Annotated in this window: 24 protein-coding genes; 10 read left to right on the top strand and 14 right to left on the bottom strand. The window is 65.9% G+C overall.

The window, feature by feature from the left end; all coding sequences use genetic code 11:
• The first annotated feature begins 560 nt into the window (after positions 1-560).
• Positions 561-908 carry a DUF3579 domain-containing protein gene (locus G3N59_RS36150; RefSeq protein WP_205987795.1) on the top strand — a complete coding sequence of 116 codons (348 nt, stop codon included), beginning with the start codon at positions 561-563 and terminating at the stop codon, positions 906-908.
• A 174-nt stretch (positions 909-1,082) separates the two neighbouring features.
• On the opposite strand, the gene rpsT is transcribed toward G3N59_RS36150, so the two are convergent.
• Together rpsT and G3N59_RS36140 are read right to left on the bottom strand one after the other, a co-directional pair.
• Positions 1,083-1,346 (bottom strand): 30S ribosomal protein S20, encoded by a 264-nt coding sequence (gene rpsT, locus G3N59_RS36145; RefSeq protein ID WP_205987794.1) that lies wholly within the window; start codon positions 1,344-1,346, stop codon positions 1,083-1,085.
• Positions 1,346-1,489 carry a hypothetical protein gene (locus tag G3N59_RS36140; protein WP_205987793.1) on the bottom strand — a complete coding sequence of 48 codons (144 nt, stop codon included), beginning with the start codon at positions 1,487-1,489 and terminating at the stop codon, positions 1,346-1,348. Before G3N59_RS36140 ends, rpsT begins: the two co-directional genes overlap by 1 nt.
• 280 nt (positions 1,490-1,769) lie before the next feature.
• Here G3N59_RS36140 and murJ point away from each other — a divergent pair, with 280 nt between their 5' ends.
• Together murJ and G3N59_RS36130 are read left to right on the top strand one after the other, a co-directional pair.
• Positions 1,770-3,320 carry a murein biosynthesis integral membrane protein MurJ gene (murJ, locus tag G3N59_RS36135; RefSeq protein WP_205987792.1) on the top strand — a complete coding sequence of 517 codons (1,551 nt, stop codon included), beginning with the start codon at positions 1,770-1,772 and terminating at the stop codon, positions 3,318-3,320.
• Positions 3,320-4,165 carry a tetratricopeptide repeat protein gene (locus tag G3N59_RS36130; protein WP_205987791.1) on the top strand — a complete coding sequence of 282 codons (846 nt, stop codon included), beginning with the start codon at positions 3,320-3,322 and terminating at the stop codon, positions 4,163-4,165. The genes murJ and G3N59_RS36130 overlap by 1 nt, the downstream gene beginning before the upstream one ends.
• A 76-nt stretch (positions 4,166-4,241) precedes the next feature.
• On the opposite strand, the gene G3N59_RS36125 is transcribed toward G3N59_RS36130, so the two are convergent.
• The 5 genes from G3N59_RS36125 to lpxK all read right to left on the bottom strand — a co-directional run bounded on the left by G3N59_RS36125 (position 4,242) and on the right by lpxK (position 8,329).
• A complete protein-coding gene (locus G3N59_RS36125) occupies positions 4,242-5,000 on the bottom strand; it encodes a 3-hydroxyacyl-CoA dehydrogenase (RefSeq protein WP_205987790.1) in 759 nt (252 codons plus the stop codon).
• A 179-nt stretch (positions 5,001-5,179) separates the two neighbouring features.
• Positions 5,180-5,842: an adenylate kinase gene (gene adk / locus G3N59_RS36120; protein WP_205987789.1), complete on the bottom strand. Its 663-nt coding sequence runs from the start codon at positions 5,840-5,842 to the stop codon at positions 5,180-5,182.
• A gap of 326 nt (positions 5,843-6,168) precedes the next feature.
• Entirely contained in the window at positions 6,169-6,972 is an 804-nt protein-coding gene (gene kdsB / locus G3N59_RS36115) for a 3-deoxy-manno-octulosonate cytidylyltransferase (protein ID WP_205987788.1), read from the bottom strand.
• Between the two features lie 108 nt (positions 6,973-7,080).
• Positions 7,081-7,284, bottom strand: coding sequence for a Trm112 family protein (locus tag G3N59_RS36110; protein ID WP_205987787.1), 204 nt, complete (start codon positions 7,282-7,284; stop codon positions 7,081-7,083).
• On the bottom strand, positions 7,265-8,329 hold the full coding sequence (lpxK, locus tag G3N59_RS36105; protein WP_205987786.1) for a tetraacyldisaccharide 4'-kinase: 1,065 nt from the start codon (positions 8,327-8,329) through the stop codon (positions 7,265-7,267). The genes G3N59_RS36110 and lpxK overlap by 20 nt, the downstream gene beginning before the upstream one ends.
• Positions 8,330-8,848: 519 nt before the next feature.
• On the opposite strand from lpxK, the gene xseA reads away from it, so the two are divergent.
• Together xseA and sodB are read left to right on the top strand one after the other, a co-directional pair.
• Positions 8,849-10,219: an exodeoxyribonuclease VII large subunit gene (gene xseA, locus G3N59_RS36100; RefSeq protein ID WP_205987785.1), complete on the top strand. Its 1,371-nt coding sequence runs from the start codon at positions 8,849-8,851 to the stop codon at positions 10,217-10,219.
• Between the two features lie 470 nt (positions 10,220-10,689).
• On the top strand, positions 10,690-11,268 hold the full coding sequence (gene sodB, locus G3N59_RS36095) for a Fe-Mn family superoxide dismutase (RefSeq protein ID WP_205987784.1): 579 nt from the start codon (positions 10,690-10,692) through the stop codon (positions 11,266-11,268).
• A gap of 111 nt (positions 11,269-11,379) precedes the next feature.
• Here sodB and G3N59_RS36090 read toward each other — a convergent pair whose 3' ends face one another.
• Positions 11,380-11,964, bottom strand: coding sequence for an isochorismatase family protein (locus tag G3N59_RS36090; RefSeq protein WP_205987783.1), 585 nt, complete (start codon positions 11,962-11,964; stop codon positions 11,380-11,382).
• 62 nt (positions 11,965-12,026) lie between these two features.
• Between G3N59_RS36090 and G3N59_RS36085 the strand changes: the two genes are divergently transcribed.
• Positions 12,027-12,677 carry a TetR/AcrR family transcriptional regulator gene (locus G3N59_RS36085; RefSeq protein WP_205987782.1) on the top strand — a complete coding sequence of 217 codons (651 nt, stop codon included), beginning with the start codon at positions 12,027-12,029 and terminating at the stop codon, positions 12,675-12,677.
• 12 nt (positions 12,678-12,689) lie between these two features.
• On the opposite strand, the gene clpP is transcribed toward G3N59_RS36085, so the two are convergent.
• Positions 12,690-13,334, bottom strand: a complete 645-nt coding sequence (gene clpP / locus G3N59_RS36080; protein ID WP_205987781.1) for an ATP-dependent Clp endopeptidase proteolytic subunit ClpP — start codon at positions 13,332-13,334, stop codon at positions 12,690-12,692.
• A gap of 224 nt (positions 13,335-13,558) precedes the next feature.
• Between clpP and G3N59_RS36075 the strand changes: the two genes are divergently transcribed.
• Positions 13,559-14,518 carry a sigma-70 family RNA polymerase sigma factor gene (locus tag G3N59_RS36075; RefSeq protein ID WP_205987780.1) on the top strand — a complete coding sequence of 320 codons (960 nt, stop codon included), beginning with the start codon at positions 13,559-13,561 and terminating at the stop codon, positions 14,516-14,518.
• On the opposite strand, the gene G3N59_RS36070 is transcribed toward G3N59_RS36075, so the two are convergent.
• The 3 genes from G3N59_RS36070 to G3N59_RS36060 form a co-directional block, all read right to left on the bottom strand.
• A complete protein-coding gene (locus G3N59_RS36070; RefSeq protein ID WP_205987779.1) occupies positions 14,515-15,789 on the bottom strand; it encodes an EAL domain-containing protein in 1,275 nt (424 codons plus the stop codon). The genes G3N59_RS36075 and G3N59_RS36070 overlap by 4 nt on opposite strands.
• A 264-nt stretch (positions 15,790-16,053) precedes the next feature.
• Complete coding sequence (mdtD, locus tag G3N59_RS36065) at positions 16,054-17,520, bottom strand: multidrug transporter subunit MdtD (protein ID WP_205987778.1); 1,467 nt, start codon at positions 17,518-17,520, stop codon at positions 16,054-16,056.
• Between the two features lie 80 nt (positions 17,521-17,600).
• On the bottom strand, positions 17,601-19,052 hold the full coding sequence (locus tag G3N59_RS36060) for a PLP-dependent aminotransferase family protein (protein ID WP_205987777.1): 1,452 nt from the start codon (positions 19,050-19,052) through the stop codon (positions 17,601-17,603).
• A 213-nt stretch (positions 19,053-19,265) separates the two neighbouring features.
• Between G3N59_RS36060 and G3N59_RS36055 the strand changes: the two genes are divergently transcribed.
• A complete protein-coding gene (locus tag G3N59_RS36055; RefSeq protein ID WP_205987776.1) occupies positions 19,266-19,640 on the top strand; it encodes a DUF2917 domain-containing protein in 375 nt (124 codons plus the stop codon).
• Positions 19,641-19,732: 92 nt separating this feature from the next.
• The gene (locus G3N59_RS36050; RefSeq protein ID WP_205987775.1) at positions 19,733-21,151 is read left to right on the top strand and encodes a CoA transferase; all 1,419 of its coding nucleotides are present in this window, start codon (positions 19,733-19,735) and stop codon (positions 21,149-21,151) included.
• A gap of 37 nt (positions 21,152-21,188) precedes the next feature.
• Here G3N59_RS36050 and G3N59_RS36045 read toward each other — a convergent pair whose 3' ends face one another.
• On the bottom strand, positions 21,189-21,935 hold the full coding sequence (locus G3N59_RS36045; protein ID WP_205987774.1) for a GntR family transcriptional regulator: 747 nt from the start codon (positions 21,933-21,935) through the stop codon (positions 21,189-21,191).
• A 166-nt stretch (positions 21,936-22,101) separates the two neighbouring features.
• Between G3N59_RS36045 and G3N59_RS36040 the strand changes: the two genes are divergently transcribed.
• Positions 22,102-22,947, top strand: a complete 846-nt coding sequence (locus G3N59_RS36040; protein ID WP_205987773.1) for an aldo/keto reductase — start codon at positions 22,102-22,104, stop codon at positions 22,945-22,947.
• 280 nt (positions 22,948-23,227) lie between these two features.
• On the opposite strand, the gene G3N59_RS36035 is transcribed toward G3N59_RS36040, so the two are convergent.
• A partial coding sequence (locus G3N59_RS36035) for a hypothetical protein (protein ID WP_205987772.1) occupies positions 23,228-23,456 on the bottom strand: 229 nt, incomplete at its 5' end.

Genomic DNA, 23,456 nt, shown 5'->3' with positions numbered 1-23,456 from the left:
TCCGGCTTCGAACTGCAGGAGAAGGCCGGCGACGCCGCTGCGGTTGGTGGTAAGTCAAAGCAGCATAAAGGATTTTGCGGAATTTGACGAGTTGGCTAAAAGGCCGGGCGCGCCGGGACGATGGACGGCGCGCCATCGTCAAAGGGCAAATCCGGTCGATACAGACAAGCCTTCAGACAGAGCCCGCCGATGCCGTCAACTGTCTTGTGTGCGGTGCGTCAAAAGGCCCGCTGCGCTATAATCCGTTAGATTTTTCAGGCACGATGCAGGCGCTTTCCCGCAATACGCGAGGCCTGCCAAAGCGGCCTGTGCGCTGGCCGGCAGGGCGCCGCGCACGCGATTTCCGGCGGTGGCATACGCTGTGTTTCGATAGTGCGAGAGGCGGCTCGTTACCGGTTGGGGTGCGCGGGCGGTGCGATCGTGCCCTTGTTTGTTGGGTGGCGGCACGTTGCGATTGCAGACTCAATCGCGCGCCCAGCCGCAGACTCAAATGCAGACCCAAACGCCACGCGAAAAGTCGGGCCACAAGCCGAGCCGCGCAGTCACACAGGTACTTCTACATGGCCGAAGACGCTCCAACCGAATACTTCATTCAAGGCATCACCAGCAAAGGGAAGAAGTTTCGTCCGAGCGACTGGTCGGAGCGTCTGGCGGGTGTGATGTCGAGCTTCGGGCCCAAGGCGTCGGCCAACGCGCGCGGCCCGAACGCCTATCTGCGTTATTCCCTCTACGTACGCCCGACGATGATCGGCGACCTCAAGGTGGTGGTGCTCGATTCGCGTCTGAAGGACATCGAGCCGATGGCCTTCAACTTCGTGCTGAACTTCGCCAAGGACAACGATCTTGTCGTGACCGAGGCTTGCGAGCTGCCGCACGATCACGCCACGCAGCAAAGCGGCGGGCGCTAGACACGGCGCGCTCCCGGCAGTACCGGCAGTACGAAAACGACCCGCCCACGCGGGTTTTTTTACGTCTGGCCGCGCTGCGCAGTTTCCATCGGCCAGAAACAAAAAAACCCGCCGAAGCGGGTTTTTTCGATGCAGCGTCAGTGTGTACCCGCCGTAGCGAGCAGCCTGAATCGCTTAGGCCATTGCCTTGACAGCAGCAGCCAGACGGCTCTTATGACGAGCAGCCTTGTTCTTGTGAACGATTTTCTTGTCGGCGATGATGTCGAGCGTCTTGCCCGATGCCTTCAGGATTTCAGCTGCAGCAGCCTTGTCGCCTGCGTCGATTGCCTTGCGGACAGCCTTGATAGCCGTGCGGAACTTCGAGCGCAGTGCCGAGTTGTGCGAGTTAGCCTTGGTGGCTTGACGTGCACGCTTACGTGCTTGTGCGGAATTTGCCATTACATTTTTCCTTGATTGTAGAGCGCGAACTGGCCGACGCTCCGTGCCTGGATCTGCGCTTCGGGCCATACCCAAAAGCGCAAAACGGTATTTGCCAGCTTCGCCGCTTCCAGCCGATGACAGGCTGTGGTGCTGCTGACCACGTTCCTTGTGCCAAAGCGGGAGAGTGGTCCGTACAGACTGAACTGCCGGATAATCCGCCGCTTCCTTTCCAGAACGCGTTCCAAGCCCATGAGAGGGACAGGGAATCGACGATTATAGCAACAAAATCATGGGCGTGACAATCACGCCAAATCAGGCCAAGGTAGACCGCACATCGGCTGAACGTCCTTTGCGCGATGCGGTCACAATGCTCCCGCCCGAATTTTGTTCGACCGCGCCGATCGGCGATCGGTCAAAAGGCACCCGTATAATAAGCGCCCCATGAATCTATTCCGAGCCCTGCTGACGGTCAGCGGCTTCACGCTGCTGTCGCGCGTGACCGGACTGGCCCGAGAGACACTGATCGCCCGAGCATTCGGCGCGAGTCAGTACACCGACGCCTTTTACGTCGCGTTCCGTATTCCCAACCTGCTGCGCCGCATTTCGGCGGAGGGCGCGTTTTCGCAGGCCTTCGTGCCGATCCTCGCGGAGTTCAAGAACCAGCAAGGCCACGATCCCACCCGCGCGCTCGTCGATGCCACGTCGACCGTGCTCGCCTGGGTGCTGGCGATTCTTTCGGTGCTCGGCATCGTCGGCGCCTCGTTTGTCGTGACCGTGGTGGCGTCCGGGCTGAAGAGCGACGGGCAGGCGTATCAGCTTGCCGTCGTGATGACGCGCATCATGTTCCCGTACATCGTGTTCATTTCGCTGACGTCGCTGGCGTCCGGCGTGCTCAACACGTACAAGCAGTTTTCGCTGCCCGCGTTCGCGCCGGTGCTGCTCAACGTCTCGTTCATCGTGGCGGCGGTGGCGTTCGCGCCGCATATGAAGCAGCCGGTCTATGCGCTGGCGTGGGCCGTGATCGTCGGCGGCGTGCTGCAGTTCCTCGTGCAGTTGCCAGGACTCAAGCGCATCGACATGATGCCGCGCATTGGCCTGAATCCGCTCAAGGCGCTCGCGCATCGCGGCGTCAAGCGCGTGCTCGCGAAAATGGTGCCGGCCATGTTCGCGGTGTCGGTCGCGCAGATCAGCCTCATCATCAACACGAATATTGCTTCGCGGCTGGGCGCGGGCGCGGTCTCGTGGATCAATTACGCCGACCGGTTGATGGAATTTCCCACCGCGCTGCTCGGCGTGGCGCTCGGCACGATCCTGCTGCCGTCGCTCTCGAAGGCGCACGTCGATGCCGATCCGCACGAGTATTCGGCGCTGCTCGACTGGGGCCTGCGCGTCACTTTCCTGCTGGCCGCGCCGTCGGCGGTCGCGCTGTTCTTCTTCGCCCAGCCGCTGACCGCGACGCTGTTCGACTACGGCAAATTCGATTCGAACTCGGTCGTCATGACCGGCCGCGCGTTGTCGGCGTATGGCGTGGGGCTGGTCGGCCTCATCCTGATCAAGATCCTCGCGCCCGGTTTCTACGCGCGCCAGGACATCAAGACGCCCGTGAAGATCGGCGTGGGCGTGCTGGTCGCCACGCAGATCAGCAATTACATCTTCGTGCCGATTTTTTCGCACGCCGGTCTCACGCTCTCCGTGGGCCTGGGCGCCTGCATGAATGCGCTGCTGCTCTTCATCGGCTTGCGCCGCCGTGGCATCTATATGCCGTCCGCGGGCTGGTCGAGATTCTTCGTGCAACTCATCGGGGCATGCCTCGTGCTGGCAGGAGCGATGCATTGGTGCGCGATCAGCTATGACTGGATCGGCCTGCGCCACGAGCCGCTCGCGCGTATCCTGCTGCTCGGGTCCTGCCTTGTCCTGTTCGCGACGCTATATTTCGGTATGCTTTGGCTGATGGGCTTCAAATACGCATACTTCAAGAGGCGCACGAAGTGATGACGATGAACACGCGGGTGCTGGACTATTTCAGCGCGCTCGTCGCGGAAGACGAAAGCCTGCCGCTCACCGAAGCGGCGCTGTCGATCGCGCAGGATGCGTACCCCGATCTCGATCTGCAGGGCACGCTCGCCGAAATCGACGAACTGGCGCTGCGTGTCAGCAAGCGTCTGCCCGACAATGCGGACGTGCGCCAGCAGGTTGCGTTTCTGAACCGCGTGTTCTTTCGCGAGATGGGTTTCGCGGCCAATCTCAACGATTTTTTCGATCCCGATAACAGCCATCTGCACGTCGTCTTGCGGCGCCGTCGCGGCATTCCGATTTCGCTCGCCGTGCTGTATCTGGAGATCGCGAGCCAGCTCGGTCTGCCGGTGCAGGGCGTGTCGTTTCCGGGGCATTTCCTGCTGCGCGTCTCGCTGCCCGACGGCGACGCCATGCTCGACCCCACCACCGGCCGCGCGCTCACCGAAGCCGATATGGTCGAAATGCTCGAGCCCTATGTGGCGAACGCCGGCGATTCGGTCGCGCGGGCGCTGCGCATGCTGCTCGAACCGGCCACGCGGCGCGAAATCGTCGCGCGCATGCTGCGCAATCTGAAATCGGTGTATCTGCAGACGGAACGCTGGGAGCGCTTGCTCGGCATCCAGCAACGGCTGGTGATTTTGCTGCCCGATAACGTCGAAGAAGTGCGCGATCGCGGTTTTGCCTTCGCGCGGCTCGATTACGTGCGCCCGGCGCTGGAAGATCTCGAGGAATATCTCGATGAACGCCCGGACGCGGAAGACGCCACGGTCGTCGAATCGCAGTTGCAGGAGCTGCGTCAGCGCATGCTCGATAACGACTGAATCGCGCTGAAATATCGCGCTTCAGCAGCAAAAAAGCCCGCATGCAACGCGGGCTTTTTTGCATTCTTCGACGGTGTTACTTCGGCTGCATGCGGATCGCGCCGTCGAGGCGGATCACTTCGCCGTTGAGCATCGGGTTCTCGACGATCTGCTTGACGAGCATCGCGTACTCGTCCGGCTTGCCCAGGCGCGGCGGGAACGGCACCATCGCGCCGAGCGCATCCTGCACTTCCTGGGGCATGCCCAGCAGCATCGGCGTTTCGAAGATGCCGGGGGCGATCGTCATCACGCGGATGCCGCTGCGCGACAGATCGCGCGCGATCGGCAGCGTCATGGCGACCACGCCGCCCTTGGACGCCGCATAGGCCGCCTGGCCGATCTGCCCGTCATACGCCGCCACGGAAGCGGTATTGACGATCACGCCGCGCTCGCCGCCTGCGCCGGGCGCGGTCTGGGCGATCGCGGCGGCCGCGAGGCGGATCATGTTGAACGTGCCGATCAGATTGACCGAAATGGTCTTGCTGAAGGCGTCGAGCGGATGCGGGCCGTCCTTGCCGACGGTTTTGATCGCAGGCGCGATGCCCGCGCAGTTCACCAGCGCGCGCAACGTGCCGAGCGCCGTCGCGGCCGCCACGGCTTTGGCGCCATCTTCTTCGCTGGCGACGTTGCACTTCACGAACACGCCGCCCAGTTCCTGGGCGAGCGCGTGGCCGGCTTCCTCGTTGAGATCGGCGAGTACGACCTTGCCGCCTTCCGCGGCGATCAGGCGGGCCGAAGCCGCGCCGAGACCCGAAGCGCCGCCGGTGATCAGAAATACGTTATCGCGGATTTGCATCTGTCTTCCTCCTTGCTGCTCGATGTGATTTTTATTGGCGGGATGCTGCGCGGGCCAGCCCACGATTCATCCGCCAGATACGCAGAAGAGGGGAAGGGCCGGCCAGAAAGCAAAACGGGCGAGGGCCGGCGTTGTCGCCGGGCCTCGCCCGGCTTTGGCCGGCAAGAGACGTTGAGCGCTTACTTGAGCGCGTCGAACACGCGATTGCGGATTTCGTCGACCGCGCCCAGACCCGAGATCGCGCGATACTGCGGCGCCTGCAGGCTGTTTTCTTCACCGCGCTTGGCCCAGTCGCTGTAGTAGGCGATGAGCGGCTTGGTTTGTGCGACGTAGACGTCGAGACGCTTGCGCACGGTCTCTTCCTTGTCGTCGTCGCGCTGAACGAGTGCTTCGCCCGTCACGTCGTCCTTCATCTCTTCCTTCGGAGGATTGAACTTGACGTGGTACGTGCGGCCCGAACCCGGGTGCATGCGGCGGCCGCTCATACGCGTGATGATCTCGTCGAACGGCACGTCGATCTCCAGCACGTAGTCGATGGCGACGCCAGCCTGCTTCATGGCTTCGGCTTGCGGCAGCGTACGGGGGAAACCGTCGAACAGATAGCCGTTCTTGCAGTCGTCTTCTTTCAGACGTTCCTTCACCAGGTTGATGATCAGCTCGTCGGTCACCAGCTCGCCTGCGTCCATGAAACGCTTGGCTTCGATGCCGAGCGGCGTACCCGCCTTGACCGCGGCACGCAGCATGTCGCCGGTCGAGATCTGCGGAATGCCGAACTTCTCCTTGATGAAGTTTGCCTGGGTTCCCTTGCCCGCGCCGGGGGCGCCCAACAGGATCAAACGCATTTCAACTTTCTCCGATCTGTGTGAATTCTTGCGGCGCGGCGGCTGCCCTTGATGTGATGAGGGCGGCATTGCAGCGTCGTGCGTCTCCTACCCGTTTGCTCGCGCCCGTCGTGCCTGCTGCATCGTGCAGCGGCCGGCGGCGCTACGCCTGAGCCGCGCATGAAAAAGCGCCGGAGTGAAATCCAGCGCGGCGCGGCGGGTAGCGAAAAGCCATGAAAGGCTGCGAGCGAAACCGGGCAACGGCGGGGAAACCCCCACGCACAAAGGCTTGGACGGCTCGCGCAAACAATTGATTATGCCACGGGTTTTTCGGCCCACCAGCGCTATTAAGGTCGGAATAACGCCTGTACACGTGCGAGGTCGGCGGGCGTGTCGACGCCGGGCGCCGGCGCTTCGGCCGTTACCAGCACTGCAATGCGCTCGCCGTGCCACATCGCGCGCAGTTGTTCGAGCGCTTCGACCTGCTCGATCGGCGACTGCGCGAGGCCGGGATAGGCACGCAGGAATTTGGCGCGGTAGGCGTACAGGCCGATATGCCGATAAACCGTCGCAGGGGCAGGCGGGGCGGGCATCGCGGCCAGATCGAGGCGGGCCGGCGACCAGTGCGGCTGCCATGCGTCGCGTGCCCAGGGAATCGGTGCGCGCGAGAAGTAGAGCGCCACGCCATGCGCATCGAGCACGACCTTCACCACGTTCGGACTGAAGATTTCGTCCTGGGCGGTGATGGGGTGAGCGGCCGTGGCGATCGCGCATTCCGGGTGGGCGGCCAGGTGCGACGCCACGTCGCAGATCAGCGCGGGGTCGATCAGCGGTTCGTCGCCCTGAACATTGACCACGATCAAATCGTCATTCCAGCCGAAGTGCTCGGCGACTTCGGCGAGGCGATCCGTGCCCGAAGGATGGTCGGCGCGCGTGAGGACGGCTTCGAAGCCATGCTCGCGCGCGGCGTCCAGCACGCTCTGCGCGTCGGAGGCCACCAGCACCTGCTGGGCGCCCGAAGCGGCGGCGCGCTCGGCCACGCGCACGACCATCGGCTTGCCGCCGATATCGGCGAGCGGTTTGTTCGGCAGCCGGGTGGACGCGAGACGCGCCGGCACAACGGCGATAAAGGGTTGCACGGGAGCGGTCATGGCCAGTTCGGGCGAGGGCGATGAAGGCGCGCCGTGAGCGGCGCGCGGGAATTCGGGATGCTGCGGCGGCAGGCGGCGTGCTGCCCGCGCAGGCCGCAGCGGGGAACGTCAGGCCGAAGCCGGACCGTTCGGGTCGACGGGCGTGCCTTCGACGGTCTGACGTGCTTCGTCGACGAGCATGACGGGGATACCGTCGCGGATCGGATAGGCCAGCTTGTCGGCGTTGCAGATCAATTCCTGCGCGGCGCGGTCGTAGCTGAGCGGGCCCTTGCAGATCGGGCAGACCAAAATTTCAAGCAGACGGGCGTCCACGGAGTTTCTCCACAACCAGGGTGATAAGGCGATGATCGAGCGCGGCTTCCACAGGGACAACCCAGATGCGCGCGTCGTTCCAGGCCCCCAATTTTACTGCATCCTTTTCGGTGACCAGGATGGCGTCGGCGTCGATTTCGCTGAACGGGTTCGTCGCGTAGTCGTAATGGTCGGGCAGCGGCAGGGTTTGCGGGGCGAGACCGGCCGCGCGCAAGGTCGCAAAAAAGCGCTCCGGCGAGCCGATGCCGGCGGCGGCCACGAGGCGCTGGGGCGCCTGTTGAGCGCCGGCGGGGCCGTTGACGACGCCGCCGAACTGCGCGAGCGGGCGGCGCAGCGACGGATTCGCCAGATGCCAGGCTTCGCCCGGCTCCAGCTTGAGGGCGAAGGTGTTCGGCCAGTCGGGCAGGGCGCGCGCGAACGGGTTGTTCACGAGCGTGGCGTCGCGGTGGCGCGAAAGCGGTTCGCGCAGTGGACCAGCGGGCAGCAGGAAACCGTTGCCGCCCAGGCGATGATCGAACACCACGAGTTCGACGTCGCGCTGCAGGCGATAGTGCTGCAGGCCGTCGTCGCTGACGATGACGTCGACATCGCGATGGGCCGCGCACAGCGCCTGCACGGCGGCCACGCGATCGGGCGACACCCAGACCGGCACGCCGGTGCGCCGCGCGATCAGCAGCGGTTCGTCGCCGCAGTTGCTGGCGGGCGTCGATGCCGTCACGGGCGTGGGGCGTTCGATCTTCGCGCCGTAGCCGCGCGACACCACGCCCGGTGCGTAACCGGCGGCGCGCAGCGCCTCGACGAGCGCGATGACCGTGGGCGTCTTGCCGGTGCCGCCGACCGTCACGTTGCCGACCACCACAACCGGCACGCCCACGCGCACCGACTTGAGCCAGCCGGCCGCAAAGGCCGCGCGACGCGCTCCGCTGATGGCCGCGAACACGGCGGCGAGCGGCGAAAGCGCCCACGCGAGCGGGCCGCGCTGCTGCCAGGCGCGCGTGAGACCGGCTTCGGCGCGCGTCTTGAAATCGGCGATCGGGCCGCTCATCGGCGAGTCTGGCGAGTGAGAAGGCGGGACGGGGTGGGCATCGGAGCGGTTCTCCAGTTCGATGTGGGCAAACGGCGCAGCGCCGACCAGGCCGTCGAGAGGCCGACGTGAACCCGGCACTCTAGCGCGGGTGCGGGAGAGGCGGCAAGCGGTGCGGGCGGGAGGTGAAGCAGAAGCAGGCCAGGCAGGTGTTTCCTCCGAAAAATCCACCCCCTGTGGACAACTTTGTGGAGAAGTCGGTGCCCCGCGGCCGCAAAGGCGCATTCGTGCGCCATTCCATCGGTGTAAGGTTTCTTCGTCGATATATAAATTACATATAAATCAATAACATACGTGATATTTTTGCGCTTGCGCACGATCTGCCGCAAATGTGACAGTTGGTGTAACCAATGTGGAAACTTCACCCCGCCTGTCAGGCCGATCACGCGCTGGGAGCGTTTCCTGCTGGACGCGGCCCCCTGAAGCGTCTATCGTCTGTGCGGGCCGCTTCGCGCCTGCCGTTTATCCACACCGTCTGCAATGTTCTCCGACCGCTTATCTTCCGCGCCTGGCGGCGACGCCGTCATCCCGGTTTCGGCGCTCAATCGCGCAATCGGCTCGATGCTCGAGCGCAATTTTCCGCTCGCCTGGATTTCCGGCGAAGTGTCGAATTTCACGCGCGCTGCGAGCGGCCATTGGTACTTTTCGATCAAGGACGCGCAGGCGCAGATCCGCTGCGTGATGTTCCGCGGCCGTGCCCAGTACGCCGAATTCACGCCGCGCGAAGGCGACCGCATCGAGGTGCGCGCGAGCGTGACGATGTACGAGCCGCGCGGCGAACTCCAGCTCAACGTCGAGGCGGTGCGCCGCACGGGGCAAGGGCGGCTCTACGAAGCGTTCCTGCGGCTGAAGGCGCAACTCGAAGCCGAAGGGCTGTTCGACGAGGCGCGCAAGCGCGCTTTGCCCACCCATCCGCGCGCGATCGGCGTGATTACGTCGATGCAGGCGGCTGCGCTGCGCGACGTGCTCACGACGCTGTGCCGCCGCGCGCCCCATGTGCCCGTGATCGTGTACCCCGCGCCGGTGCAGGGCGCGGGTTCGGCCGACAAGCTCACGGCCATGCTCGACACCGCCAATGCGCGCAATGAAGTCGATGTGATCGTGCTGTGCCGTGGCGGCGGTTCGATCGAAGATCTCTGGTCGTTCAACGACGAAGCGCTGGCCCGCGCCATCGCCGCGAGCGGGATTCCCGTCGTGAGCGGCGTGGGTCACGAAACCGATTTCACCATCGCCGATTTCGCCGCCGATGTGCGCGCGCCCACGCCTACGGGCGCCGCCGAGCTGGTCAGCCCGCAACGCGCGCTGCTGCTGCGCGAGCTGGATCAGCGCCACGCAACGCTGGCGCGCGGTTTCGGCCGGTTGATGGAGCGGCGCGCGCAGCAACTGGACTGGCTCGCGCGGCGGCTCGTTTCGCCGGCGGAACGGCTGGCGCAGCAGCGCTCGCATCTGCGCCAACTGGCGATCCGGCTGGCGTCGGCAGGTTCGCGCTCGACTGCGCAGGCGCGTGCCGGCTTCAACATCGTGCAGATGCGCTGGCAGCGCACGCGCCCCGACGCGGCAGCGCAGCAGGTGCAGATCCAGTCGCTCGAACGGCGTCTCGACGCCGCGTTTGCGCGCGGGCGCGAGCGCGCCGGCGAGCGTGTTGCGGCGCTTTCGGCGCGGCTTGAAGTGTTGAGCCCGCAGCGCACGCTGGAACGCGGCTACGCGGCGTTGCTCGACGCGCAAAGCGGCGCGGCCGTGCTCGCGCCCGGTGCGCTCAAGCCGGGCAAGCGCCTCACCGTGCATCTTGCGCAAGGCAGCGCCGATGTTTCGCTCGCCGACGTGCAGCCGCGTCTTGCCGACGGTTTCTAAGGTTTCTACTGCGAGCGCGCCTGAACTAGCGATCGCTTTGCAACGGGCTTTGCAATCTGTTTGCCACGTTGCAGGCCGATGCTGGGCGTGAGCGCAGCGTGAACGGCCAGGCGCGCGACATGCGCAGACATCGCAGCACAGACAGCGTTAGCGCTGCCCGGACATCGCCTTGCGCAGGTCCGGCAGCCCATGCGCCGATGCTGCATGGCGGGCCGTTCGCGGTTTGCCGTCATCGCGCGGAGATCGCTGCGCGGAGCACTCGATTGAAGACGAATCAAGCTGGAATCAAGCTCGATTCGAGCGCGAACAGAAGCGGAAAGCAGGCCTGAAAGCCTTGCCCAGCGGATGTTCGGCATAATGTCCGCTCGTTTGCGGGGTTATTCCAACTCGCCTACAATCGAGTGCTCCATGCTGGCCAGAATGTAGAACTTCACGCAAAACTCCCCACAACACGACGAAGGAACCGAATCATGTCATTTACGCTCCCGCCGCTGCCGTTCGAGAAGAACGCTCTTGCTCCGAACATGTCGGAAGAAACGCTCGAGTTCCACTACGGCAAGCATCACCAGGCATACGTCACGAACCTGAACAACCTGATCCCGGGCACCGAGTTCGAAAAGCTCTCGCTCGAAGAGATCGTCAAGAAGTCGTCGGGTGGCGTGTTCAACAACGCAGCCCAGATCTGGAATCACACGTTCTTCTGGAACAGCCTCTCGCCGCAAGGTGGCGGTGCACCGACGGGCGCACTGGGCGACGCGATCAACGCGAAGTGGGGTTCCTACGACGCATTCAAGGAAGCGTTCACGAAGGCTGCAGTCGGCAACTTCGGTTCGGGCTGGACGTGGCTCGTGAAGAAGGCTGACGGCTCGCTCGACATCGTGTCGACCAGCAACGCCGCAACGCCGCTCACGACCGACGCAACCGCGCTGATCACGATCGACGTGTGGGAACACGCTTACTACATCGACTACCGCAACGCTCGTCCGAAGTTCGTCGAAGCGTTCTGGAACATCGTGAACTGGGACTTCGCAGCGAAGAATTTCGCTTAAGTGCAGCCGGTTCGCGCGTCGCGTTTTTACGCGGCGCCATGGAAAAAGCCCTCGATTCGCATCGAGGGCTTTTTTGTTTGCTACGGCGATATCGGCCAGTATCGCTCGATATCAGCCCAGCGCAGCGATGGTTTCTTCCGTCGAACGCACGTGGCCCATGTGACGGAACAGCTTTTCGAACGTGAAGTGATGCATCTCTTCGTTCAGCGCCGAGGTCGCGTCTTCGGCGAACACCAGCTTGAAGCCGAAGTCGAACGCCGCGCGCGCGGTGGATTCGACGCCGAAGTTCGTGGCGATACCGCCCATCACGATGGTGTCGATGCCGCGGCGGCGCAGTTGCTGTTCGAGATTGGTGCCGTAGAACGCGCCCCATTGGCGCTTGGCGACGATCACATCGCCTTCCTGTGCGCCGATTTCCGGCACGAGTTCCGAAGCGATGGCCGGGGCGAGCGGCGCGTCCGGCGTGCGCGTGGGCGCATCGGCAGGCAGCGCGAGGATTTCGTTGAGCAGCACGTGAACCCAGACGACGGTGCCGCCCTTGGCGCGCAGCGCGTCGGCGAGCGCACGGCCTTTTTCGACCACTTGCGCGCCGCTGTGCGGTGCGATAGGACGGCTGACAATACCGTGCTGCAGGTCGATCATCACGAGCGCGGTCTTGCGCGGATCGAGCGAAAGGGAAGAGTTAGCTTGCGTCATGGTGCACCATTATGTGAGGATAGCCTCACATATGATACATGAATATGAGGGAGGGCTCAGATATGGCGGCAACACCGCTGCGGCCAGGCGCCGTTGCAAATAGCGCACCGAAAGAAGCGGGGCGCCGCGTGCCGCGTCAGGAGCGCGCTGCGCGCACGGTCGAGGCGCTGCTCGACGCGGCGGCGCAGGATTTCGCCGAGCGCGGTTTCGAGGGCGCGACCATGACGCAGATCGCGCAACAGGCGGGCGTGTCGATCGGCGCGGCGTATCAGTATTTCCGCAACAAGGATGAGCTTGCGCTGGCGCTGCGTCAGCAATATGGCAACGACATGGATGCGCGCTGGAGCACCTTTATCGAGGCGCAGGCCGACGCGCCCGCGCTGCCGCCCGCCCAGCTCGCCGAGCGCCTGTTCGACATGATGGTCGATCTGATGGACACGTACCCGGCGTATTTGCCGCTGCTGTCCGCGTCGCTCGATTTTCGCCGCGATGCGGCCGCGCGCAACAAGCTGCGTCAGCGCTTCTCGACGCTGTTCCGTCGCTATAACGAGGCGCTGTCCGCCGACGAGGCATATCGCATCGCCGAAGTCATGCTGCAGGTCGTCAAGAGCCTGAACCCGCTTTATGCGGCCGCCAAACCCAGGGAGCGCAAGCTGCTAGTCGCCGAGTACAAAGGCGTGCTGGCGGCGTGGCTGGCGGTGCGGCTGGTCTGAGCGTGGTGGCGGCTAGCGCGGCGTCTGTTCGTCGCGCGTATGCAGCACACGGTCGATCAGCCCGTATTCCGCCGCGGCTTCGGCGGACATGAAGTGATCGCGGTCGGTGTCGCGCACGATCTGGCCGATATCGCGTCCCGTGTGCGCGGCGAGCATCGCGTTGAGCCGCTCGCGCTGATACAGCACCTCGCGCGCCTGCACCTCGACATCGGCGGCCGTGCCCTGGCTGCCGCCCGACGGCTGATGGATCATGATGCGCGCGTTCGGGAGTGCGAAGCGTTTTCCGTGCGCGCCCGCGGCGAGCAAAAACGAGCCCATGCTGGCCGCGAAACCGGTGCAGAGCGTGGAGACATCGGGCTTCACGAACTGCATGGTGTCGTGGATCGCCATGCCGTCGTAGACCGAACCGCCCGGCGAATTGATATAGAGACTGATGTCTTTTTCCGGATTTTCGGCTTCGAGAAACAGGAGCTGCGCGACCACCACGCTCGCGGTCTGCTCCGTCACCGGACCGACGAGAAACACGATGCGCTCGCGCAGCAGCCGCGAGTAGATGTCGTAAGCGCGCTCGCCGCGCCCGGAGGTCTCGATGACGGTCGGCACGAGATTGAGCGCACGTGGCGCGATTGCTGCATGATGCTGGACGTTGGCGTGCATGTGAGGCCTCGCGAAGCGGTGGTTTTCGATGGATCGGCGAAAGCGGCGCGATGTGTTTGCGCCACTGCCTCGAAGACGCTTGCCGCCAGGCCCGTGTGACGGAAATATTTTTTGCGCTTGCCTGTCACATCGGCGGCGCGCCGGACGTCATAGGGGCGAGGGGCGGCGCGGGCCGTCCGCCAAAACAGGGCGCGAGTCACGCGCCAGGCGAAGGAGTGACGCGCATGACGGTGATCGATGCAATACGCGATGAAGTGAACGGATTCGAGGCGCCGCAGTGGGACGAAGCGCGCCGCGCGGCGGTCTTCGGCGAGGAACGCGCGCGTCTGCTGGCGCTGGCCACGCGCGTGCTCGGCAGCCGCGCCGAGGCTGAAGATGTCGTGCAGGACGCGTGGTTTCGCTGGCGTGACGCCGATGCCGCAGCGATGCGCACGCCGCAGGCGTGGCTCGCGACGGTGACGGTGCGGCTGGCGATCGACCGCTTGCGCAAGCTGCGCCGCGACAGCGCCGTGCAAGACGGGCTCGCTGGCGAGCTTTCCGGGCTCGACGGCTGTGCGCCATCGGCGGAAGAAACAGGCTTGCGCGCCGCGCATCTTTCGGAAGCGTTGCTGATGTTGCTCGAACGGCTCGCGCCGCTTGAGCAGGCGGTATTCGTGCTGCGCGAGGCGTTTGAATGCGATTACGCCGAGATCGCCGCGCTCACCGGCTGCACGCTCGTGCATTGCCGCCAGATCGTGCATCGCGCGCGCGGGCGACTGGCGCGCGATGCCGCGCCGCAAGCCGCGCCCGCCGATGCCGCACAGCACGCGCGCACGCTCGAGCGTCTGCGCGATGTGCTGCATGCGCAGGATCGAATCGGTCTGATGGATTTGCTCGGTGTGACGGCGACGGCGCTGGCCTGTGCGTCGGGCGGCGCACCACGCGCGCTGCGCGCCGAAATGCTCGCGCTGGACGGCGAGCCGGGCATCGCGCTACTCGCTGCGGATGGCGAACTGGCCGCCTGGCTGCACGTGCGCGAAGCCGACGACGGGCAAGGTTTCATGCCCGTGATCTGCGCAGCCGGAGCGGGCGTCGTGCGAGGCGCGAATCGTCAGTTCGGCGGCGCAGCGGTTCGCACGCTGCTGGCGGGATACGCGAGCGCATCGCCAACGCCATTTGCCACCGCTTTCGCCGTGTTCGCCTAGCCCCGCTGCGCAGCGGCTTCCCAGTTGATGTCGACGCATAGCACCTGCAGGCCATGCGCCGTCTGCGCGGCGATCGACGCCGTCACGCACAGGTGCGCTTCGTTGATCGAGAGATAGGGCGGCGTGAACTGCACGTTGCCCGGCGACTTCATCGCACCGATAAAGTAGGGCCGGCGTTCCCAGCTCGCGCCTTCGGAATGCAGCAGCGGCCGGAAGCGCTTGGCGCGCTGCGAAGTGCGGCCGTCCGGCAGCACGTTGTCGCCGATCTGGCGGCCCGAGGCGTCCAGCAGGAAGCTGCGCGCCGTTTCGGCGAGCCCGAGCAGCGGTAGCGTGGCGTCGCTCATGCTCGCCCCGGCGGCCAGTTGCGCCGCCGCCGCTTCGAGCGCGCTCACATACGGCGCGAGGCGGGCGCTCTGGGCGCGTTCGCGCGCGCTCACGCGCTCGCGCAGACGCGCCGACAGATCGTCCATCAGATGCGCCGCCTTGGCGGGCGGCACCGGCTCCACGTCGGGCCGCGCGAAATACGCGCCCTGCACGAAATCGGCGTTGCTTTCCAGCGCGATCAGCGCGTCGCGTTCGGTCGACAGACCGCCCACCATCACCAGCTGACCGGACTCGTGCAGCATCGACACCAGCCCCGGCAGCACGCGCTCGATATGCGCGTGGCGGCTCGCCTGGGCGAGCAGGCTGCGGTCGAGCGTGACGATATCGGGGCGCAGTTGCCAGACGCGGTCGATGTTCGAATGCTTGGCGCCGAAGCCGTCCAGCGCGATCACGAAACCGGCCTTGCGCAGCGCGTCGATGATTTCGGCGAAACGCGAATTCTCGCCGCCCGCCTGTTCGGACACTTCCAGCACCACGCGCTGCGGCGGCAGGCCGAGCGCCTTGATGCCGGCGAGCAGGGCGTCGCCGTAACTCGTGTCCATCAGCGCGGCGGGATGCAGGCTCAGGAACAGCCATTCGTCATGCGAATCGAAGGCGTTGAAATTGCCCAGATGCAGCGATTCGGCCAGACGGCCGAGTTCGAGCAGATCGCCACGCCGCGCGGCCTGTGTGAAGACCTCCTGCGACGGCACCTGCTGGCCATGTTCGTCGTGCGCGCGCAGCGACGCGTGATAGCCGATCGCACGGCGGTGGGCGACCGAAAACACCGGCTGGAACACACTGAAAACGGTGTATCCGCCGTAGAGCACGGTGCGCCGGGCGCCTTCTTCACCCGCGACGGGGCGCGACTGATAGCCGGGGGGATCGAGGTCGATCATGCTGTTCATAGGCCTGAATGGCGCGCGCTCTGGGTGGCCCGGAAGCGTTTCCGGACGATGCGCGCGATCCTCAAGTTTACATTACTGGATAGCCGTGCAAAAAGTATGCGCGTTCAGACACAAGGCGGATCAGACGATCCGCCTTGAATAATCGGCATTTTGAGAGGGCTTGCGGCGGCCTGGCGGCGCATGGTCGCGGCCCGCAGGCACTTGCCCGGCGCGCCGCGTGCACTGTTGCGGTGCGGGTGTGCCCGCTGGTGCGCTCAGGTTCGTTCAGGTGCGCTCGGACGGATCGGTGCGCTTCGTCGTGCGGCGCACGTCGTTGGAGAGCTGGGCAAAGATCCACGACGAAGCCGCCGTGATGACGCCCACGCAGACGAAGGTCGCATGGAACGCCGGGATCACGTTCGAAGCCGTCATATGGCCGATCAACCCGGTGAAGGTCGTCAGCATCGCGCCTGCCACCGTCACGCCCAGACTCATCGACAGCATCTGCACGAGCGAGAACAGGCTGTTGCCGCTGCTTGCGCCGCCCATGCCCAGGTCCTTGAGCGTGAGCGTGTTCATCGCCGTGAACTGCATCGAGTTGACGCCGCCGAACACGGCCAGTTGCACGATGCGCAGCCACAGCGGCTCGTTCGGCGTGGAAAGCGCGAAGCTCGCCATCATCAGCCCGACCAGCACCGTGTTGACCACCAGCACGCGCCGGTAGCCCACGCGCGTGATCAGATACGTCACGAGCCGCTTGGAGCCCATGCCGGCTGCCGCGACCGGCAGCATCATCAGGCCGGCTTCGAACGGCGTATAGCCGAGCGCCACCTGCAGCAGCAGCGGAATCAGATACGGCATCGCGCCGCTGCCGATGCGCGCGAACAGGTTGCCGAGCAGCCCCACGCTGAAGGTGTGGATCTTGAAGAGTTCGAGCGAGAAGATCGGCCGCGGCGAGCGTTGCGCGTGCAGGCCATACGCCACGAACGCCGCGAGCGAGACGATCAGCAGCACCAGCACGACGGCCTGCGGAATGCCCAGTTCGGAGCGGCCGTCCAGCGCGAACGAAATCGTCACCATGCCGACGACCAGCAGCAGATAGCCCGGCACGTCGAACTTGCCCGTATCCGGGTTGCGGCTGTCGGGCATGAAGATGAAGGTGAAAATGCAGCCGATGATGCCCACCGGCACGTTGATCAGAAAGATCCAGTGCCACGAGGCGATCTGCACGAGCCAGCCGCCGAGCGTCGGGCCGATCAGCGGGCCGATCAGCCCGGGAATCGCCACGAAGGACAGCGCGGGCAGATAGCGTTCGGCGGGGAAGGTGCGCAATACGGCCAGGCGCCCGACCGGCAGCAGCATCGCGCCGCCCACGCCCTGCGCGATGCGCGACAGCACAAGCTGATTGAGCGTATGCGCGCTCGCGCACAGCAGCGAGCCGACCGTAAACACGAAGATCGCGCCGAGAAACACCCGGCGCGTGCCGAGTTTATCGGCGAGCCAGCCGGAAACGGGGATCATGACCGCCATCGTCAGCGAGTAGGCGATCACCACCGATTGCATGCGCAACGGCAATTCGCCGAGACTCGTCGCCATCGCGGGCAGCGCCGTGTTGACGATGGTCGAGTCGAGCGTCTGCATGAAAAAGCCCGTCGCGACGATCCACAACATCACCGACAGCGAGCGTGGCGAAGGCGTGAGCGTGGACGAAACGCCGGACGAAAGATCGGACGCGTTGCTGGGATCGGACATAAGCACCGGGCAGGCTGTGGCTGGCAGCCGTCATTGTAGAGAACCCGGCGCGCTCGCGCGCTTAAGCCTGAGTCTGCCCGCTAGCCCGGCAGGCGCGCCGCCGCCGCGAAGAAGGCCTGCGCGCGCGGGTCCAGCGCGAACGCGGCGTTGATGCGCAGCCACGGGCTCGGTTCGCCGTGCGGGCGGAAGTGGCTGCCCGGCGACGCGCTCACGCCGAACGGCTCGCCGCAGGCCACGAGCCGCGCCGAATCTTCGATATGCGGCACGCGCGCCCACACGAACTTGCCGCCCGTGAGCGGATGCGAGCGGCCGCTCGCTGCGCCGCCGCTCGCGCTGGCCGGCCCGCCGAACAGTTCCCAGCCGTGCTCTTCGAGCGAGCGCGTGGCGCTGCCGAGCGCTTCGGTGATGCGCCGCCGCAAGCGGTCCAGATACTTGCGATAGGCGCCGCGTTCGAGCAGCGTGGCCGCCACGGCCTGCGTGAAGCGCGAACCGCAGATGCTGGTGAGCGCCTTGATCGCCGCGAGATCGCGCACGACCGCCGGGCTCGCGACCACATATCCCACCCGCAGCGACGACGACAGCGTCTTCGACAATCCGCCCACATACATCACATGTTCGAACTGGTCGAGCGCGGCGAGCCGGTCGGTGGGATCGGTCTGGAAATCGGCGTAAATATCGTCTTCGACGATGGTGAAAGCGTGTTCGCGCGCGAGTTGCAGCAGGCGGAACGCCACGGGCGGCGAGATCGTCGTACCGGTCGGGTTGTGGAACACCGTGTTGACGAAGAACGCGCGCGGGCGATGCTGCGCGAGCAGCGTATGCAGATGGTCGAGATCGGGACCGTTCGCGTTGCGTCGCACGCCAACCAGCCGCAGCCCGTGCAGCTTCAGGAGTCCGTAGAGATTGTAGTAACCGGGGTCTTCGACGAACACCGTGTCGCCGGGCTTGAGCATGTAGCGGATCAGCAGATCGAGGCCTTCGCTCGCGCCTTCGGTCAGGAGAATCTGCTGCACTTCGGCGGCGATGCCCAGTGGCGCCAGGCGATTGCGCAGATGTTCGCGCAGCGTCGCGTCGCCCAGCGGCGAACCGTAATCGATCAGGCTCGACGGATCGGTGCGCGAGACATGGCGGATCGCCTGGCCGATCGCATCGACGTCGCGCCATGCCTGCGGGACCGAGCCGCTGTCCAGTTGCAGCGTTTCGCCGGGGCGGTTCAGATTGGCGAGCAGATGGCCGGTTTCGTCGGCGGCGTTCGAGACGTCGCAGGTGCCCATGCCGGCCATGCCCGCGCGCGCGTACTCGCTCACGAAAAAGCCCGAACTGTGGCGCGAATCCAGCCAGCCGAGCGACACCAGCCGGTCGTAGGCCTCGATCACCGGGAAACGGCTGATCTGGTAGTCGGCGGCGAACTGGCGGATCGACGGCAGGCGCGCGCCCGGATGCGCCGAGCGCGAGCGAATCCAGCTTTGCACGCCAGCGACGATCTGCTCGGTGAGCGGGACGTTGCTGGCGCGGTCGAGTTCGAGTTTCATGCGGGTCTCGGGCGGTGAAAGCGGTGAAGAACGAGGCAAGTGTCCGGTTTTTTGACTGGACAGTTCCGGGTGAACTGTTCGGAACTGTGCATGGGGTTGGCGGACACCGAGGGCAATAATGCTCCCATCCGGAACACGCTTCAAGGCGCAATTTGCGGGGCGCAAACGCCACGCTCCAGCCGCCCGGGAAGCGCTTTGGCAAGGAGCGAGGCAATGCGCGAAATCCGAATTTTCGAACTGGAACAGGGCGAACCCGCCGAAACGTGGCGGCTCGACCAGGCGATGCAACTGCATGTGAGCGAGGGCGAACTCTGGCTGACGATCGGCGGCGACGCGCACGATTACTGGCTGCGCGCGGGCGAGTCGATCGAACTCGCGGCGGGCGCACGCGTGTGGCTGAGCGCGGGCGGCGTGGGCAACAGCGAAGGTAAGGGCGCGCGCTTCGTGCTCGCGCTGGGCGGCGCGTCGGCGCGTTCTGCCGTGTCGATGAATGCGCAGCGCGGCGGCGCGGGCGTGGCTGCCTGGGTTGCGCAGGCGCTGCGTTTGCGTGCGGCGCAGTGGCCGTGGAGCACGCGCACGGCGAGCTGACGCGCGGCGTTGATTATCCCGATCAAGATTGATCGCGATGGGGCGCTGCCCGTAACCTGAGCGGACTTCATTCAAGCCCACAGGATTGCGCCATGACGCCCCGCAACGAGCTCGAACACCTCTGGAAGCTGGCTCATCCGCAAGATGGCCAGCACGCTTCTGACGCTCGCGCCGCGCTCGATCTGATCGATGTGCACGGCGACGATCCCGGCCTGCCATCGGTATTCCGTGTCGGCACGCTGGCGGCGGCTTCGATCGGCGCGGCGGGACTGGCGGCTGCGCGTCTGCATGCGCTGCGCGGCGGTCCCGATCAACGCGTGTCGATCGACGTGCGCCGTGCGCTGGCGGCGTTTCGCAGCGAACGCTATCTGAGCGTCGATGGCGGCGCGCCGTTCGAGTTGCGGCATCCCGTGACGGGCTACTTCGAAACGCGCGACGGCCGCTGGGTCCAGTTGCACGCGAACTTCCCGCATCATCTGCATGGCATTCTGCGTGTGCTCGGCTGCGGCGACAGTCACGACGATGTCGCGCGCGCCATCCGCGCGAACTGGGATGGCGCGACGCTCGACGCCGCGCTCGCCGAAGCGGGACTCTGCGCGGCGCTCGTGCGCTCGCCCGCCGAATGGGCCGCGCACGAGCAGGCGCAAGCGGTGGCGAGTCTGCCGCTGTTCGACATCGAACGCATCGGCGAGGCCGACGCGCCCGCGCTCACGCCCGGCGTGCGTCCGCTCGAAGGCGTGCGCGTGGTCGATCTCACGCGCATCATCGCCGGGCCGGTGGCGGGGCGCACGCTCGCGCATCATGGCGCCGACGTCATGCTCATCAACGGTCCGCATCTGCCGAATATCGCGCCGCTCGTGATCGACAACGGGCGCGGCAAGCGCTCGGCCACGCTCGATCTGCGCGAGGCAAGCGAGCGCGCGCAGCTTCAGGCGCTCATCAAGGACGCCGATGTGTTCCTGCAAGGCTATCGCCCCGGCGCGCTGGCCGCGCACGGCTTCGCGCCGGAGCAACTGGCGCGCGAGCGGCCGGGCATCGTCTGCGTGTCGATCTGCGCGTATTCGCATCGCGGGCCGTGGCGCGAGCGGCGCGGTTTCGACAGCCTCGTGCAGTCGGCGAGCGGCATCGTCTGGGAGGAAAGCGCGGCGGCGGGCGGCTTCGGCTCGCTGCGTCCGCTGCCGTGTCAGGCGCTCGATCATGCGACCGGCTATCTCGCCGCGTTCGGCGCGATGGTGGCGCTGGCGCGTCGCGCGCGCGAAGGCGGTAGCTGGCACGTGCGCGTGTCGCTCGCGCAGACGGGCCGCTGGCTGCAGTCGATGGGAATGATCGCGCACGGACAGCAGGCGCCCGAAGTGAGCGCCCAGGATCTTGCCGATTGCCTCGAGGAAACGCCGACGCCGTTCGGCCGCGTGCGCGCCGTGGCGCCCGCCGAACAACTCGAACGCACGCCGGCGTTTTACGCGCGTGCGTGCGTGCCGATCGGCACCGACCAGCCGCAGTGGCGCGCGTGAAGCTGCGGCGTTCGCAGCGTGCTGCGCGCTCGATACCTTACTTGCGCAGTTCCGCGACGAAGTCGTAGTAATCGTTGCGGCAGTACGTATCGGTCAGCTCGATGGCGCGCTGATCGGCGGTATAGCCCACGCGCGTGATGAGCAGCAGCGCTTCGTTGGGCGCGATGCTCATCTGCTTCGCAATCTCTTCGCTCGCGTTCACCGCGCGGAAGTGCTGCAGCGCGCGCACGATCGACAGGCCGCGCTGCTCCAGAAAGCTGTAAAGCGAGTCGCCGATCGCGTTCGGGTCGGGAATCAGCGCGGCCGGGAAGGTCGAATTCTCGACCGCCATGACGATGCCGTCGGCCAGACGCAAGCGTTTCAGACGCGTGACGGCGGCGGCGGGCGAGAGGCCCAGCTGGATCACTTCATCGCGGCTCGCGGGCTGGATCTCGCGCGAGAGCCAGCGCGAGCTGGGCGTGAAGCCGCGCTGGCGCAGCATCTCCGAAAAGCTCGTCAGACGCGACAGCGGATCTTCGTAGCGCGGCGTGATGAAGCTGCCCGCGCCCTGGGTGCGGCGAATCAGACCTTGCTCGACCAGCAGCGCGATGGCCTTGCGCGCGGTGATGCGCGAAACGCCGAGCGCATCGGCGAGCACGCGTTCGGAGGGCAGCGCCTCGCCGGCGGCCCAGCGATTCTCGTGAATCGCATCGCTGAGCTTGCGGGCGAGTTGCAGATACAGCGGCGTGTCGTTGTCCGGGTCCGGGCGCAGGCCGCGCCAGCGGTCTTCCGTGGGAGCGTTCATGGGAGGCAGGCATGGAAGGCGAACGTCGATTTTATGACATCGCCGCGGCTGCGCGGAAATGACCGGCTTATCGTCCGACGCATGAAGACGCGCCGCATGAGGCGCTACACTGGCCCTTCGCTGCGCGCACGGCGCAGACGTGGCCTTGCATCGAAAGGACGACAACATGACGACCGATATCGCCAGCATCGCCTTGCCCGGCGGCGAACGCATCGCGAAGCTGGGACAGGGCACCTGGGAGATGGGCGAGCGCGCAACGCGGCGCGCCGACGAAATCGCCGCGCTGCGCGAAGGCGTGGCGCTGGGCATGACGCTGATCGACACCGCCGAAATGTACGGCGACGGCGCGACCGAATCGCTCGTCGGCGAAGCGCTCGCGGGCCTGCGCGAGGAGGTGTTTCTCGTCAGCAAGGTGTATCCGCATAACGCCAGCCGGCGCGGCGTGGAGCGTGCCTGCGAGGCGAGCCTTAAGCGTCTGGGCACCGACCGGCTCGATCTGTATCTGCTGCACTGGCGCGGCGGCGTGCCGCTCGAGGAGACCGTCGCGGGTTTCGAGGCGCTGGTGCGCGCGGGCAAGATCCGCTACTGGGGCGTCAGCAATTTCGACACCGAGGACATGGAAGAACTCGTCGGGATTCCCGGCGGCGACGCCTGCGCGATGAATCAGATCCTCTACAACGTGGCGCGGCGCGGTGCCGAATTCGATCTGCTGCCGTGGAGCGCGCAAGAGGGCGTGCCGGTGATGGCGTATAGCCCCGTCGATCATGCGCGGCTGCCTAAACGTTCGCCACTCGACGATATCGCGGCACGGCACGGCGTTTCGGTGTATCAGGTCGCGCTGGCGTGGGTGCTGCGTCAGCCGGGCGTGTGTGCGATTCCGAAGGCCGCGCGCGTCGAGCATGTGCGCGACAACCGCGCTGCGCTCGATCTCGTGCTGGATGCGCAGGATCACGCCGTGCTCGACGCGTACTTCAAGCCGCCGCGTGCGAAGCGTGCGCTGGAGATGCTGTAGGTTCGGCCGCACGAGGGGAGAAAGCGCGAAGCGCGCACGAGGGAAGGCGAGGGGGCTCGCGAGTGCGCGCTGCGTCGTGAACGATCGACGATCGATCGTCGATCAGGGTAGGGCAGACCGGTTGGCCAGCAGACAAAGCTGCTGGCCATGCTCCGGCCACCGGCGGCGGCTTCCGGCCGGGGGACCGGAAAACCGCCGCCGTTGCTGCCTGGAGTGGCGTGACCGGCCGTCACGCCAATTCGGGGTGGCAGCAGCGGGGCTTGCGCACCGCCGTGCGAGTTCAATGACTGCCGCCATTGCCGCCACCGTGGCCGCCGCCGCTCCCGCCGCCCGGGCCGCCCGACGAACCACCCTTGCCGAATCCACCGCCACCGAAGCCGCCTCCGAATCCACCGCCGAAGCCGCCTCCGAATCCACCACCAAAGCCGCCGCCGTGACCGCCGCTGCCGGAGCCGCTGCCGCTGCCGCTCGATCCGCCGCCGCCGCAACCGCAGCCGCCGCTTGATCCA

Source organism: Paraburkholderia sp. Ac-20340 (assembly GCF_017104965.1).
Lineage (GTDB): Bacteria > Pseudomonadota > Gammaproteobacteria > Burkholderiales > Burkholderiaceae > Paraburkholderia.
Note: the sequence above shows the minus strand (reverse complement) of the source record. Positions and strands in the feature narration are given on the sequence as shown.

What these genes read in the sequence shown, in the direction of transcription:
- G3N59_RS36060 (WP_205987777.1), bottom strand. Translation starts at nt 19,052, where the DNA reads ATGAAACTCGAACTCGACCGCGCCAGCAACGTCCCGCTCACCGAGCAG.
- G3N59_RS36055 (WP_205987776.1), top strand. Translation starts at nt 19,266, where the DNA reads ATGCGCGAAATCCGAATTTTCGAACTGGAACAGGGCGAACCCGCCGAA.
- G3N59_RS36150 (WP_205987795.1), top strand. Translation starts at nt 561, where the DNA reads ATGGCCGAAGACGCTCCAACCGAATACTTCATTCAAGGCATCACCAGC.
- rpsT (WP_205987794.1), bottom strand. Translation starts at nt 1,346, where the DNA reads ATGGCAAATTCCGCACAAGCACGTAAGCGTGCACGTCAAGCCACCAAG.
- G3N59_RS36085 (WP_205987782.1), top strand. Translation starts at nt 12,027, where the DNA reads ATGGCGGCAACACCGCTGCGGCCAGGCGCCGTTGCAAATAGCGCACCG.
- G3N59_RS36045 (WP_205987774.1), bottom strand. Translation starts at nt 21,935, where the DNA reads ATGAACGCTCCCACGGAAGACCGCTGGCGCGGCCTGCGCCCGGACCCG.
- G3N59_RS36070 (WP_205987779.1), bottom strand. Translation starts at nt 15,789, where the DNA reads ATGAACAGCATGATCGACCTCGATCCCCCCGGCTATCAGTCGCGCCCC.
- G3N59_RS36125 (WP_205987790.1), bottom strand. Translation starts at nt 5,000, where the DNA reads ATGCAAATCCGCGATAACGTATTTCTGATCACCGGCGGCGCTTCGGGT.
- kdsB (WP_205987788.1), bottom strand. Translation starts at nt 6,972, where the DNA reads ATGACCGCTCCCGTGCAACCCTTTATCGCCGTTGTGCCGGCGCGTCTC.
- murJ (WP_205987792.1), top strand. Translation starts at nt 1,770, where the DNA reads ATGAATCTATTCCGAGCCCTGCTGACGGTCAGCGGCTTCACGCTGCTG.
- G3N59_RS36040 (WP_205987773.1), top strand. Translation starts at nt 22,102, where the DNA reads ATGACGACCGATATCGCCAGCATCGCCTTGCCCGGCGGCGAACGCATC.
- lpxK (WP_205987786.1), bottom strand. Translation starts at nt 8,329, where the DNA reads ATGAGCGGCCCGATCGCCGATTTCAAGACGCGCGCCGAAGCCGGTCTC.
- sodB (WP_205987784.1), top strand. Translation starts at nt 10,690, where the DNA reads ATGTCATTTACGCTCCCGCCGCTGCCGTTCGAGAAGAACGCTCTTGCT.
- G3N59_RS36090 (WP_205987783.1), bottom strand. Translation starts at nt 11,964, where the DNA reads ATGACGCAAGCTAACTCTTCCCTTTCGCTCGATCCGCGCAAGACCGCG.
- adk (WP_205987789.1), bottom strand. Translation starts at nt 5,842, where the DNA reads ATGCGTTTGATCCTGTTGGGCGCCCCCGGCGCGGGCAAGGGAACCCAG.
- G3N59_RS36050 (WP_205987775.1), top strand. Translation starts at nt 19,733, where the DNA reads ATGACGCCCCGCAACGAGCTCGAACACCTCTGGAAGCTGGCTCATCCG.
- G3N59_RS36130 (WP_205987791.1), top strand. Translation starts at nt 3,320, where the DNA reads ATGACGATGAACACGCGGGTGCTGGACTATTTCAGCGCGCTCGTCGCG.
- clpP (WP_205987781.1), bottom strand. Translation starts at nt 13,334, where the DNA reads ATGCACGCCAACGTCCAGCATCATGCAGCAATCGCGCCACGTGCGCTC.
- mdtD (WP_205987778.1), bottom strand. Translation starts at nt 17,520, where the DNA reads ATGTCCGATCCCAGCAACGCGTCCGATCTTTCGTCCGGCGTTTCGTCC.
- xseA (WP_205987785.1), top strand. Translation starts at nt 8,849, where the DNA reads ATGTTCTCCGACCGCTTATCTTCCGCGCCTGGCGGCGACGCCGTCATC.
- G3N59_RS36075 (WP_205987780.1), top strand. Translation starts at nt 13,559, where the DNA reads ATGACGGTGATCGATGCAATACGCGATGAAGTGAACGGATTCGAGGCG.